The following is a 13117-nucleotide window of genomic DNA, read 5'->3' on the forward strand; positions in this document are numbered from 1 at the left end:
CTCCCGCCCGAAACTGGGCGGGAGGCATCTCTCTGTCGCCTTCGCGGCAGCGATGTTGACAACTTCCGGTCACCCCGCGAAGTGTTCGGATCGTGACCGACCGCGAGGACGTGCACCGTGAGCAGCGCCGGAGCCGGAAACGGCGGCGTGCCGCGTTCCGCGCCGCCTACAACGCCCGGCTGCTCGCGGGGGTGGACCCGGCCGCCCTCGACGAGGCGATGGCGGCCCGCCGGGCCGGCCGGGGAGCGGACGTGCCGGCGGCCGGGCGCTGGGTGCCGATCGGTCCCTCGGTCGTCCGGAAGGGGCAGGCCGTCGACCATCCGCGGGTCAGCGGGCGGATCCGGGACCTCGCCGTCGATCCGACCGGCCGGCGGGCGTACGCGGCCACGGCCAAGGGCGGGGTCTGGTACACCGCGGACAGCGGGACGACGTGGTCGCCGATCACCGCCTCGGTCGAGCGGTCCGGCCTGCCCGGCGGTCCCAGCAACGCTCAGGTCTGCGGCAGCCTGTTGGTCGAGTTCGGCGCGGGCGCGGAGTCGGACGTGGTCCTCGTCGGCACCGGCGAGCCGTCCCTGACCGACTTCCCCACCGTCCCCGACAGCGTGTTCGCCGCCTGGACCGGCGGTATCGGCGTTCTCGCGGGGACCGGGCCGGCCGCGGCCGGCGAGTCCCGCAATCCGTGGCAGCAGAGCGGGCGGGAACTGCTCGGCGGCGCGGGGACCTACCGGCTGGTGCGCGACCCGTCGACCCGGCCCGGCGTGGACGGCGACCGGGTGCTCGCCTGCACGACCGCGGGCGCGTTCGTCGGTGAGCGGCGGGGCGGCGTGTACGGCTGGCGGGCCGTGCAACCGCTCCACGACGCGTACGTGAGGATCGGGGTCTGCGACGCGGCGTGGTTGCCCGAGGGGCGGCTGCTCGTGGTGCTCGTGAACGGCGTCCTCGCCCTGATGAAGGAGCCGGACGGCATCCCGATCGAGCTCGCGCTGCCGATGCCGGAGGACGCCGTCCGCTCCGGGGTCGCCAGCCTGGCACCGGCGGCCGCCGACCGGTTCTACCTGCTCGGCGAGATCATCGGAACCGATCCGGCCCGGCGGAACCGGCCGGAGCCCAGCCTGTGGCGGATCGACTTCACCGCCGGACCGTCCCCGCGCCGTACCCGGATCGCCGGCGTGCCGAAGGACCTCTGGGGCCGGCAGCGGGACTACGACCAGGCCCTGGCCGTGGACCGCGCCGGCGACACGGACCGCGTCTACCTGGGCGGGGCCGGGGTCGGCACCCCGACGCTGAAATGGGGGGACGCCGCCGCCGCGCTGTACTGCTTCGACGTACGCGACGATGCCCTCGTCCCGGTCGACGGCCTGTCGCGGACCGGTTTCGGCGCCGGTGGCGCCGGCGCCCTGGCTCCCGGTCTGATCGGCAACAACGTCCATCCCGACGTGCACACCATCCGGCTGGCCGGACCTCCGGCGCGACGGCAGGTGTGGGTCGGCACCGACGGCGGCGCGTTCGTGTCCGACCGCGCCGGTCAGGTGTACACCTTCTGCGCGGCGAACAACGGGATCGCGTCGCTGGAGCCGCAATTCGTGCGCGGGCATCCGGGGTCGAGCCAGTTCGCCGCGATCGGCGTGCAGGACAACGGCACCCCGATCCGCACCGGCGACACCACCTGGGAGCTGCTCGAGGAGGGCGACGGCGGCGGCGTGATCTTCGTGCCGACCGCGCCGGCCATCCTGTTCCGCCAGTACATCAAGGGCGACTGGCGGTCCGGCGTCGGCCATGTCGTCGACCCGCTGACCCGGCACGAGTTCTGGCCCAAGTTCCCCATGTCCGGCGACGAGGTCGTCGACCAGGAGTACCGGGACGCGCTGTTCTACTCGGGCGGGGCGGCCGTCGTCGACGACCGGAACGATCCACCGAGCACGCGCCTGGCGATCGGCACCAACCGGGTCTGGCTCAGCGACGACATCACCGCCGAGCCGGGCGAGGAGCCGAACCGCTGGTACGTGCTGCCCGTCAATAGCAGCACCACCGACGATCCCCGGGCCGACTGGCCGACGACCGGCACGTACGACGCCGAGTTCGGGGTGCCCGGGCTGGACGCCGTGGTCACCATGTCCTGGGCCTCCCCGTCCGAGCTTCTGGCGCTCTACGAGAAGGGGATCGTCCGGTACACCGAGACCGATCACTGGTCGAGCCTCTGGTCGGCGCGCGTCCTGCGTCCCGGCGGCGCGACGGTGCTGACCGACGTCTGCGCCGTCCCCGGCACCCGGGACTTCTACCTCGCGACCACCGGGGTGGAGGACACCGGCGCGGACACGCTCTGGCTGTACCGCGAGGCGGACCAGCAGTTCCACCCCACCGGCCTGCGGACACAGCTGGATCCGCGCGACCCGGTCTTCGCCGTGGTCCTCGACCCGGCCGACCCGGCCGTCGTCTTCGCGGGCACGGCCACCGGCGTCTGGCGTGGCGTCCGGCACGACACCGGCCACCACTGGGACGAGTACGTCACCGGCCTGCCCCAGGCGATCGTCCAGGACCTGAGCACGTGGACCGATCCGGCCGGCACCGACGGAGCGCCGCGGCTGCTGCGCGCGGGGGTGATGTCGCGCGGCGTCTGGGAGGCCGACCTCGCCCACGACGCGAGCCGGCGCACCTGGATCCGTGCCACCGCCCACGACGACCGGCGGATGCCGATGGCCGTGGCGGACGATCCCACCCCGTACCCGTCCGGCCGGCCCGAGACCTTCACCGCCAGCCCCGACATCGTCGTCCGTCCGCGATGGACGGCCACGACGGCGCCGCCGCGGTTCCACCGCCGGCTCGCGACCGACACCAGCCAGGAATGGGAGCAGTTCAGCGAACGGCAACCCGATCATCAGGTGTGGACCTTCCAGACCGCGTTCCGCTGGCTCTACCCCGGCGTGCCGGCAACCGGTCTCTGGTCGTACGCGATGGACGGCTTCGTCACCCTGCACCGTGCGTCGATGGGCCTGTCCGCCGAACCCGTCGTCGACAAGCCGCTCTGGGACGCGGTGATGCGGACCCGCCTGACCGCCGGCGGCGAGCCGACCGCCGACCCGGCCGGCACGCCGGCGGTCTACCGGGCGCCGTGGCAGACCACCCGGTCGCCGGACGCCGCGCCGTGCGAGGCCGACCTGAGCGAGCTTGTCGTGCCACCGTCGATCGCCGAGGACGGCACCTGGCAGGTCTACCGCGAGCCGTGCACGATCGACGTCGTGGTGCATCACCGGGACAGCCGCGAGGTGCCCGCCGGAGCCGCGTCGGTGACCTTGCTGTGGCGCACCGGCGGCCGGTCGGCGGCCGAGCTGATGAGGACACCGGTGCGCGGCATCGTGGAATACCTGACCGGCGCGGCGGCGACCGTGCCCGCCGGCTGGAACACCGTTCACCGGCCGCTCGCCGTGCCGGTCGGCGGCCGCCTGCCCCGCGGCGTGTCGATCGACGTGGACCTGTCCGGCGCGCCGACCGGCAAGTACGTGCTGCTCCTGGCGTACGTGGCCGCGACCGTCGACGACCGGCCGCTGCTGCGGCCCGCGGTCGCCGCGCCTCGATCGGTCACCGAGCTGGTCCGCGGCTGGCCCTACCTGGCCGCCCGGGTCGTCGCCGTCGCCAACCGTCCCTGACCAGCGGAGATGTCGATGTTCGGTGCCGCGCACCCGGTCCGCCGGGCCCGTGTCCAGCTGATTCTCGCCGGCCTGAGCCTGGGCCTCGCCGTTCTGGCCGCCCTGGCGCCCGAGTGGGTCGAGGAACTCACCGGCGTCTCGCCGGACGGCGGCAACGGCGTCCTCGAGTGGCTGCTGCCCCTCCCGTTCGCCGTCGCCGGGGTCGTCCTCGGCGGTCTCGGCCTGCGCACCCGCCGCCGGGCGTTGCGGCCGGGCGGCACATCCGGCTGACCGGCCCGGCCGGGGAGTCCCCAAGAACCGAAAGCGTCCCTGGGTCGTAATGGACCCGGGACGCATTCTTTGTGTGATCAAAATGGTGATCGATCAATTAGGCGGAGGCGCCACCATGGCTGAATGCCCTGGTTACCCCCGCGTAGAACGACCAAACTCGATGCTTGCCATGGGTGAATTAACGGATGGAAAGACCGGTCGACGGTGTGGATTAGACGGAGTGCGACGGGGGATTTCGGAGGCGGAACAACCACTCAAGTAGGAGGCAACGTGTCCGACCTACCGACCGGCGCCACGCCGGACCGATCCCCCTCAGGTGCGTCGTCCACGGCCAAGGAGGTTGCCGGGCGCGGTGCTCAGGCGGCCGGCCACGCGGCGACGGACGTCAAGGAAACCGCGACCGAGCAGGCCCAGCGCGTCGGCGCCGAAGCGAAGGCACAGGCCCGCAGCCTGGCCGGCGATGTGCGTGACACGCTGACGCAGCAGGCGCGTACGCAGCACGAGAAGCTCTCCGGCACCATCCGGCAGACCGCCGACCAGCTGGACGAGATGCGCGGCGACCGCAGTGACTCGCCGGCCGCGACGGTCGTCTCCCGAGTCGCCGACGGTGGCCGCCAGCTTGCCGACTATCTGGACCGCAACGGTCCCGAGGGCGTCCTGCGCGAGGTGCAGGACTTCGCCCGGCGCCGTCCCGGCGCATTCCTGGCGACCGCGCTCGCGGCCGGCTTCGTGGTGGGCCGCCTGGGCAAGGGCGTCGCCAAGGCCGGCTCGTCCGACGGCGGCAGCAAGCCGGCGGGCGACTCCTTCTCCAGCAACTACCCGCCGGCCGCGGTCAGCCAGCCGCCCGTCTACACCGAGCCGCCCGTCTACACCGAGCCGCCCGTCTACACCGAGCCGACCGTCACGACCACGACGGCCTATCCGGAGACTGCCGGCACCGAGTACGCGGCGACCGGCACCGGGCGCCCGGAAGTGGTCGAGGAGTTCCCGCCGGAGACGCGGCGATGACCGCCCCCCGCGAGCACACCGACCAGGTGGCCGAGACGTCGATCGGCCAGATGATCGGCGACATCAGCAACGATCTTTCGCAGTTGTTCCGCCAGGAGGTCGAGCTGGCCAAGGCGGAGCTCAAGCAGGAGGCGAGCAAGGCCGGCAAGGCCGCGGGCATGCTCGGCGGCGCCGGGTTCGCCGGCTATCTCGCCGTCGTCCTGCTCAGCTTCGCGCTCGTCTTCGGCCTTGCGAACGTCATGGACGCCGGATGGGCGGCGCTCATCGTCGCCGTCATCTGGGCGATCATCGGCGCGGTGCTCTACACCACCGGCCGCAAGAGGCTCAAGACGGTGGACCCCGTTCCCCGGCGGACGGTCGACACGATCAAGGAGGACGCCCAATGGCTGAAGAACCCGACCGGCTGAGGCAGAACATCGAGAGCACCCGAGCCAGCCTGACGCGCGACGTGGACCGGCTGGCCGAGAAGACGAGTCCGAAGCAGGTGGCGCGTCGCCGGTGGACCGCGATCCAGGAGAAGGTCATGGGAAGTGCAGAGCACGGCCGGCACGCCGTGAGCGACACCGCGTCGTCGGCGGCGAGCACCGTCGGCGACAAGGCATCGTCCGCGGCCGGCGCCGTACAGGAGAAGGCGCACGACGCCGCCGACGCGGTTCGCTCCGCGCCGCAGGCCGTCGCCACGCGGACGCAGGGCAATCCGCTGGCCGCCGGCATCATCGCGTTCGGGGTGGGCTTGCTCGCCGCGACGCTGATGCCGGTCACCGAGGCCGAGCGCCACGCCGGCGAGCAGATCAAAGAGCACAGCGGCGACCTGACCGACCAGCTCAAAGACGTCGCGTCCGAGGTCAAGGACGATCTGACCGGCTCCGCCCGGCAGGCCGTCGAAGAGGTCAAGTCGACCGCCCAGGACGCCGCGCAGACGACCAAGCAGCAGGCTCAGTCGTCGGCGCAGGACGTCAAGGACGAGACCCGGAACGCCTGAGAAACCCCAGTAGCGGCCTCCCGCTCGGCATCAAGGGCGGGAGGCCTCAGCGTTTGTAGGCGAGCGCGGCGTACATGCCGACCGGCTGGGCGGCGCTCTCCCGCTCGGCCGGCCCGGGGTGCCAGCGGTTGACCGCGACGATGCCCGGGTCGGCGATCTCGAGGCCGCCGAACAGGGCCGCCACCTCGTCGAGCGTGCGGCACACCAGGTTGATGCCGCCGGCCCGGCCGGCGGCGATGATCTGCGCGACCCCGTCCGGATCGTCGTTGGGGACCACCAACGACAGCACCAGCGCGCTGCCGGGGGCGAGCCGGCCCATGACGTCGGCGATGACCGAGCCGGCGGTGGGGTCCTCGATCAGCTGGAGGACCGCGATCATCGTGACCGCGACCGGCCGGGACAGGTCGAGGGTGCCGGTGACCTGCGGCGCGGCGAAGATGGCGCCGGGGTCGCGGAGGTCGCCGTGCAGATATTCGAGCTTGCCGGTCGCGCCGGGAACCTTGGTGAGCAGCGCCTGCGCGTGCCGCAGGACCATCGGGTCGTTGTCGACGTAGACGATGTCGGCGTCGGGGACGATCTTCTCGACGATCTCGTGCAGGTTCGGCTGGGTGGGCAGGCCGGTGCCGATGTCGAGGTACTGCCGGAAGCCCTGGGCGGCCAGATGGGCGGCGACGCGGGCCATGAACTGCCGGTTCGCCCGCATCGACGGCGCCAGCAGTGGGCTCGCGGCCATCATGGCCTCGCCGACGGCCCGGTCGACGGCGAAGTTGTCGTGCCCGCCGAGGACGTAGTCGTAGATGCGGGCCGCCTGCGGGATCTCTGAGTTCAGCCCGGCCCGCTCGGGTGCGGCATCAGCCATGACGCTCCTCAGGGGACGGCGATGATCAGTCACCCTGCCACATCGGACGCCGCGACCGCAGCCCCGTTACGTGCCCAAACGCGGGATCGGGCCGGCGACCGCCGTCGACTCGCGCACCACGAGGCGGCCGGGCTGGCGGATCACGCCGGAGTGGTGGTCGCCGTCGAGGGCGGCGAACAGGTGCTTGGCGGCCGTCGTGCCGAGCTGTTCCAGGTTGAGGTCGACCGTCGTCAGCGGCGGGCGGCACTCGGCGGCCAGGACCTCCCAGTTGTCGTAGCCGACGATGGCCACGTCGTCGGGGACCGAGCGGCCGAGGTCGCGCAGGGCCTCGGTGACGCCGGAGGCGATCTGGTCGCTGCCGCAGAAGATGGCGTCCACGTCGGGGTGCGAGGCCAGCAGGCGGGACGTCGCGTGCCGGCCCCAGCGCTGCGACCACTGACCGAACAGCGGCTCGCCGACCAGCGGCAGACCGGCCGCGTCGAGCACCTCGGTCATCGCGGCGGCGCGGTCGCGGGCCGCGCGGTAGCCCGGGTCGCCGGTGATGTGGGCGATCCGTTTGCGGCCGAGCGTCACCAGGTGCTCGGCGGCCAGGCGGGCGCCGCCGGCGTCGTCGGCCACCACCGAGAGATCCGACGGGTCGTCCGACTCGCAGTACGCGTACACGACCGGGACCGGGATCTCCTGGCTCAGCGACGGCCTTATCTCGTTCGAGTCGCCCAGGATGATGAAGCCGTCCACCTGGCGCGACAGCAGCGTGCGGATGTAGTGCCGTCGCCGGATCGCGTCCCCGCGCGCGTCGCAGAGCAGCACGCTCATCTGCTCGTTGCCGAGCGCGTTCTCGGCCCCGAGCAGCACCGGGATCGCGAACCGGGCCGCCGCCAGCTCGTCGGTGAGCAGCCCGACCGTGCGCGTGTTGCCGGAGATCAGCCCCCGCGCGAGCACGTTCGGCACGAACGACAGCTCCGCCGCGGCGAGCTGCACCCGCTGCCGCGTCGCCGGAGCGACCTCGGCGCGCTCGTTGAGTGCCTTCGAGGCGGTCGCCACCGAGACCCCCGCCCGTTTGGCGACGTCGGTGAGCGTTACCTGCGCACGCTTCCTGCCCAACCCGAATCCTCCGAACCGCCCGAAACTCTTTCGGCAGCATAGCCAGCCCAGGCCCCTGATGCCAATCCAGAAATCCACTGTTGACACTGCAGAAACCGACTGACAGCATTCCCGAAAAGGTTTTCGAGGATTTCGGGAGGTGATGGCGGTGATGGGACCTGTCGCGCCGTCGCGCGGTGCGCTCCGGCCCGTCGACATGCAGCGGGTGCGGCTGAGCGGAGGCTTCTGGGGCCGGCGCCAGGTGGTCAACGGCACCGCCACCATGGAGCACAGCCGCACCTGGGTGGACCGCCTCGGCTGGAGCGGAAACTTCCGGGAGCCGAGCGGCGACCGGCGACGCGGGCGCGAGTTCAGCGACTCCGAGGTCTACAAGCTGACCGAGGCGCTGTGCTGGGAGTCGGCGCGGCCCGGCGGCGTCCGGCACGACGCGGCGCTGGCCGAGCTCACCGCGCTCATCGGGGGTGCGCAGGACGCCGACGGCTACCTGCACACGGCGTTCGGGCGGCCCGGCCAGCCGCCGCGCTACAGCGACCTGAATTTCGGGCACGAGCTCTACTGCGCCGGCCACTTCTTCCAGGCGGCCGTCGCGGGGGCGCGCACCGGCGCGGCGCCCGGCCTGCTCGACATCGCCATCCGGCTCGCCGACCACATCTGCGGCGCCTTCGCCGACGAGGGCTTCTGCGGGCACCCCGAGGTCGAGACGGGGCTGGTCGAGCTGTTCCGGCTCACCGGCGAGCGGCGCTACCTCGATCAGGCCGCCAAGTTCGTGGCCCGGCGCGGCCATCGCACGCTGCCCGAGCACGAGTTCGGCTGGCAGTACTTCCAGGACGCGGTTCCGGTGCGCAACGGCGAGGTGTTCCACGGGCACGCGGTCCGCGCGCTCTACCTGGCGGCCGGCGCCGTCGACGTCGCCGTCGAGACCGGCGACGACGAGCTCCTCGAGACGGTGGCCCGGCAATTCGACCGTACGCTGGCGCGCCGCACCCACATCACCGGCGGCATGGGCTCGAGGCACCTGGACGAGAGCTTCGGCGAGGACTTCGTGCTCCCGCCCGACCGGGCCTACTCGGAGACCTGCGCCGGGGTCGCCACGATCCAGCTGGCCCACCGGCTGCTGCTGGCGACCGGCGAGACGCGCTACGGCGACATCGTCGAGCGGGTGCTGCACAACGTGATCGCCACCGCGGTCGCCGACGACGGCCGTTCCTTCTTCTACGCCCACACGCTGCACCAGCGCGTTCCGGCCGAGCCGCTGCGGACCGACCGCGAGCAGCTGCGGTTCTCGGGCGGCGTGCGGGCGCCCTGGTTCGAGGTGTCCTGCTGTCTCAACAACGTGGGCCGCCTGGTCGCCTCCCTCGGCACCTACATGGTCACCGAGGATCCGGGCGGCGTGCAGATCCATCAGTACGCGCCGATGCGCGTCGAGGCCGGCGGCATGGTGCTCGACGTCGACACCGACTACCCCGACTCCGGCGTCGTCACCGTGACCGTGGTCGAGGCCCCTCCGGCCCCGCGCACGGTGACGCTCCGCATCCCCGAGTGGGCCAGCGGCCCCGAGGGCGTGCACCGCCGGGTGTTCCGGCCGGGCGACGAGATCCGGCTCGAGCTCCCCATGCGTCCTCGATGGACGTTCCCCGATCCCCGGGCCGACGCCCTGCGCGGATGCGCGGCGGTCGAGGTCGGCCCGATCGTGATGTGCGCCGAGTCGGTCGATCTCGACGGGGTACGCCTCGACGAGCTCCAGGTCGACACCTCGGTCGCGCCCGAGGCCGGCGCCGTCAAGGGACATCATTTCCATCCCGCCGACACCGGCTGGCCCTACCAGAGTCACCGCACCGCCACCGAACGCCCCGATCCGGTCGTGGTTCCCCTCGTCCCGTACCACCGATGGGCCCGTCGCGGCCCGTCCACGATGCGGATCTGGTTGCCCACCAACCCGTCCTGAGTTCGTCCGAAAGGGAGGTGACGCGATGCCAAACCCCCGGCTGGCACTCGCGTTGACGACAGTTCTCATCGGCTCCACCGCTGCGATCGCGCTGACTCCCACAGCCGCGTCCGCGGCCCAGACGATCGGCTATCCCACGTTCTCGGGCTCGTCGATCCCGGCCCCGCCGGTGGCGATGACCACCGGCAACACCATGCAGGCCATCTACCACGCGGAGAAGGGCGGCACCGATTTCTGGATGGACCGGCTGCTCGCCCGCTCCGGCAACGATCCCTCCGGCACCTGGCTGATGAGCCGGGGCCGGGCCGTGTTCATGAAGACCCACACGCCCTCGGTGCTCGGCTTCGGCGGCACGGTGGCGTATTGGGAGAGCATCAACGACCAGCCCGCGTTCACCGTCACGGCGGGCTCGGGCACCTGGACCGAGCAGGTGGCGCAGCGCTGGCAGGCGCCCAGCCACTGGAAGAGCGTGCACACCAACGGCTCGCTGCGGATCAACCAGACGAAGTTCATCACCCAGAACGACGTCGCGGTCGACAATCTCGCTCTCACCAATACCGGCTCGTCCTCGGCCACGGTGGCGTTGCGCGTCACGTCTCCGTACGCCACTTCCGGCAGCGGCTCGGAGCTGACGGGCCAAACCACCGTCAAAAACGGGCTTACCACGATATTTCCCCGCCTCAGTGCGGATGGTTTCGCGGCCGCCAGCGGCGCGCTGACCCGCTCGGTCACGGTCGCGGCCGGCGCCACGGTCACGGTCAAGGTCCAGCTCGGCTTCGTGGCCAACGAAATCCCTGAGTCTTTGTCCGAATATAACGCGTATAAGGCGTACACACCGGACACGGCCTTCGCGACTCAGGTCCGGGCGTACAACCTCTGGTGGGCGCAGAACCTGCCGTACATCGACGTGCCCGAGCCGGCCATCAAGAAGGAGATCTACTACCGCTGGTGGCTGATGCGGTTCAACAACCTCGACGCCAACATCCCGGGTCAGGACTTCCAGTTCCCGACCAGCGTCGAGGGCGCGCTCGGCTACAACAACGCGATCGCGCTGACCCAGCCGATGCACATCGACGACCTCAAGTACCTGCGCAACCCGGCCTACTCGTACGGCGACTGGCTGTCGGTCGGCCAGGTCTCCAAGGGCGGCCGGTTCATGGACAACCCGGGCGACCCGGAGAACTGGTCGAACAGCTACACCCAGTACATCTCCGAGGCGGCCTGGCGCAGCTACGAGCTGCACGGCGGCCAGCCGGGCATCGCCGGCAACCTCGCGAAGTACGCGGAGGGTGACGCCAAGGGCCAGCTGTCCTACTACGACCACAACAACGACGGACTGATCGAGTACGACTGGGCCGCGCTCACCGGCAACGACGCCGACGCCGTCTCGTTCGACTGGAAGTCCGGCAACATGGACCGCGCCGAGTCGGCCTACGTCTACAGCGGCGCCCTCGCGTCGGCCCAGGCCTACGCCGCGATCGGCAACACGGCCAAGGCGAACGAGATGCAGGCGGTCGCCGACCGGATCAAGAACGCCATCGTCACGTACCTCTGGGACTCGACGAACAAGCTCATCGAGCACCGGCACGTGGCGTCCAACAGCCTCGTGCCCTGGAAAGAGATCAACAACTATTACCCGTACGCCGTGGGCGCCATGCCCAACACGGACGAGTACCGCCAGGCACTGCGCCTGTTCGCCGACCCCGCCGAGTACCCGATCTTCCCGTTCTACACGGCGAACCAGAAGGACAAGGCGACGGCCGCGGCGGCCGGCTTCCCGGGCAGCAACAACTTCTCGACGATCAACTCGACCGTCCAGTTCCGGCTGTACTCCTCGGTGCTGCGCAACTACCCCAACCAGTGGATGACGGCCGACGACTACAAGAAGCTGCTCTACTGGAACACCTGGGCGCAGTACGTCGGCGGCAACACGGCCTGGCCGGACGCCAACGAGTTCTGGGCCGACTGGAACGCCGGCACCAAGACCATCGACTACCGGTCCTGGATCCACCACAACATCCTCGGCAGCAGCAACTGGACCGTCATCGAGGACGTGGCGGGTCTGCGGCCGCGCACCGACAAGCAGGTCGAGCTGTGGCCGATCAACATCGGCTGGCCCAACTTCGCGGTCAACAACGTGCGCTACCGCAACGCCGATCTCAGCGTCGTCTGGGACGACCCGGCCGATGGCATCGTGAAGTACTCGGGCATCCCGCAGGGCTACTCGATCTTCATCAACGGCACCCGGGTCGCGACCGTCGACAAGCTCGTGCACCTCATCTGGAATCCGGACACCGGCGCGGTGAGCCTGCCCTCGGGCGGTTCCGTGCTGGCGAGCCAGGCCTATGCCGGGCTGCAGTCGCCGGCGCAGGTGACCCAGAGCAGTGCCCAGATGGTCGACATGTTCAACAAGGCCGGCGTCGATCTGACGGCCGACCTGCCGAACTATGCCGCCGGCGTGGCCACCTCCGCGTCCTACACGGCTTCCGGCACTTCCGGGACGAACGCGGTGGACGGCTTCCCGATCAACGAGCCGCTCTGGGGGACGTACGGATCGCCGAACGCGACCGACTACCTCGAGCTCAACCTGGGGCAGCAGCGCACGGTCAACGAGGTCCGGGTCTGGTTCCGCAACGACCGCGCCACCAACCATTACCGGCAGCCCTCGTCGTACCAGATCCAGTATTTGAACGGCAGCACCTGGACCACCGTGGCCACCGCCTCCGGTCAGGCCAACTACAACGTGGTGCAGTTCCCGGCCGTGAACGCGACGAGGCTGCGGGTGCAGGTCACCCACGCGTCGGGCGTCAAGACCGGCATCACCGAGGTCAAGGTCTACAACCGCGGGGGAGTCGTGACCCCGCCGACCGACACCAACAAGGCGCTGACCGCCACCCCGACGGCCAGCTACACGTCGGCCTGGGAGAGCGTGGCCGCCCTCAACGACGGCATCGACCCGCCCTCCTCCAACGACACCGTCAACCGCCGGTGGGGCACCTGGCCCAACACCGGCGAGCAGTGGGGCCTGCTGACCTGGTCGTCCGCGCAGTCCCTGTCCAGCGCCGACGTCTATTTCTTCGACGACAACGGTGGCGTCCGCGTCCCGGCGTCGTGGAAGTTGCAGTACTGGAACGGCACCGCCTACGTCGACGTGGCCGGCGCGTCCGGCTACCCGACCGCCCTAAATCAGTACAACCACGTCACTTTCACGCCGGTGAGCACCACCCGGCTGCGGGTGCTGCTCCAGAGCGGCGCCGGGTCGGTCGGGTTGCTCGAGGTCAAGGCGTTCTGAGGAAGGATCGACC

Annotated in this window: 9 protein-coding genes; 7 read left to right on the plus strand and 2 right to left on the minus strand. The window is 70.9% G+C overall.

Annotation, left to right across the window (positions count from 1 at the left end):
* The first annotated feature begins 92 nt into the window (after positions 1–92).
* From ACZ6TB_RS16145 to ACZ6TB_RS16165, 5 genes are all read left to right on the plus strand, one after another.
* The gene (locus ACZ6TB_RS16145) at positions 93–3644 is read left to right on the plus strand and encodes a hypothetical protein (protein ID WP_465554980.1); all 3552 of its coding nucleotides are present in this window, start codon (positions 93–95) and stop codon (positions 3642–3644) included.
* 9 nt (positions 3645–3653) lie between these two features.
* Positions 3654–3914, plus strand: coding sequence for a hypothetical protein (locus tag ACZ6TB_RS16150; RefSeq protein ID WP_465554982.1), 261 nt, complete (start codon positions 3654–3656; stop codon positions 3912–3914).
* A 270-nt stretch (positions 3915–4184) separates the two neighbouring features.
* Positions 4185–4922 (plus strand): hypothetical protein, encoded by a 738-nt coding sequence (locus ACZ6TB_RS16155; RefSeq protein WP_465554984.1) that lies wholly within the window; start codon positions 4185–4187, stop codon positions 4920–4922.
* A complete protein-coding gene (locus ACZ6TB_RS16160) occupies positions 4919–5329 on the plus strand; it encodes a phage holin family protein (RefSeq protein WP_465554986.1) in 411 nt (136 codons plus the stop codon). Before ACZ6TB_RS16155 ends, ACZ6TB_RS16160 begins: the two co-directional genes overlap by 4 nt.
* On the plus strand, positions 5305–5904 hold the full coding sequence (locus ACZ6TB_RS16165; RefSeq protein WP_465554988.1) for a DUF3618 domain-containing protein: 600 nt from the start codon (positions 5305–5307) through the stop codon (positions 5902–5904). Before ACZ6TB_RS16160 ends, ACZ6TB_RS16165 begins: the two co-directional genes overlap by 25 nt.
* Positions 5905–5950: 46 nt before the next feature.
* Here ACZ6TB_RS16165 and ACZ6TB_RS16170 read toward each other — a convergent pair whose 3' ends face one another.
* On the minus strand, positions 5951–6763 hold the full coding sequence (locus ACZ6TB_RS16170; RefSeq protein ID WP_465554990.1) for an SAM-dependent methyltransferase: 813 nt from the start codon (positions 6761–6763) through the stop codon (positions 5951–5953).
* 66 nt (positions 6764–6829) lie between these two features.
* Positions 6830–7867, minus strand: a complete 1038-nt coding sequence (locus ACZ6TB_RS16175) for a LacI family DNA-binding transcriptional regulator (RefSeq protein WP_465554992.1) — start codon at positions 7865–7867, stop codon at positions 6830–6832.
* 151 nt (positions 7868–8018) lie between these two features.
* Between ACZ6TB_RS16175 and ACZ6TB_RS16180 the strand changes: the two genes are divergently transcribed.
* Both ACZ6TB_RS16180 and ACZ6TB_RS16185 read left to right on the plus strand, forming a co-directional pair.
* A complete protein-coding gene (locus ACZ6TB_RS16180) occupies positions 8019–9812 on the plus strand; it encodes a glycoside hydrolase family 127 protein (protein WP_465555562.1) in 1794 nt (597 codons plus the stop codon).
* A gap of 25 nt (positions 9813–9837) precedes the next feature.
* A complete protein-coding gene (locus ACZ6TB_RS16185; protein WP_465554994.1) occupies positions 9838–13104 on the plus strand; it encodes a discoidin domain-containing protein in 3267 nt (1088 codons plus the stop codon).
* Positions 13105–13117 lie beyond the last annotated feature (13 nt).

This window comes from Actinoplanes sp. NPDC051537 (assembly GCF_055586105.1).

Coding starts and splice junctions, on each gene's coding strand:
- ACZ6TB_RS16180 (WP_465555562.1), top strand. CDS start 8,019: ATGGGACCTGTCGCGCCGTCGCGCGGTGCGCTCCGGCCCGTCGACATG.
- ACZ6TB_RS16165 (WP_465554988.1), top strand. CDS start 5,305: ATGGCTGAAGAACCCGACCGGCTGAGGCAGAACATCGAGAGCACCCGA.
- ACZ6TB_RS16160 (WP_465554986.1), top strand. CDS start 4,919: ATGACCGCCCCCCGCGAGCACACCGACCAGGTGGCCGAGACGTCGATC.
- ACZ6TB_RS16150 (WP_465554982.1), top strand. CDS start 3,654: ATGTCGATGTTCGGTGCCGCGCACCCGGTCCGCCGGGCCCGTGTCCAG.
- ACZ6TB_RS16170 (WP_465554990.1), bottom strand. CDS start 6,763: ATGGCTGATGCCGCACCCGAGCGGGCCGGGCTGAACTCAGAGATCCCG.
- ACZ6TB_RS16185 (WP_465554994.1), top strand. CDS start 9,838: ATGCCAAACCCCCGGCTGGCACTCGCGTTGACGACAGTTCTCATCGGC.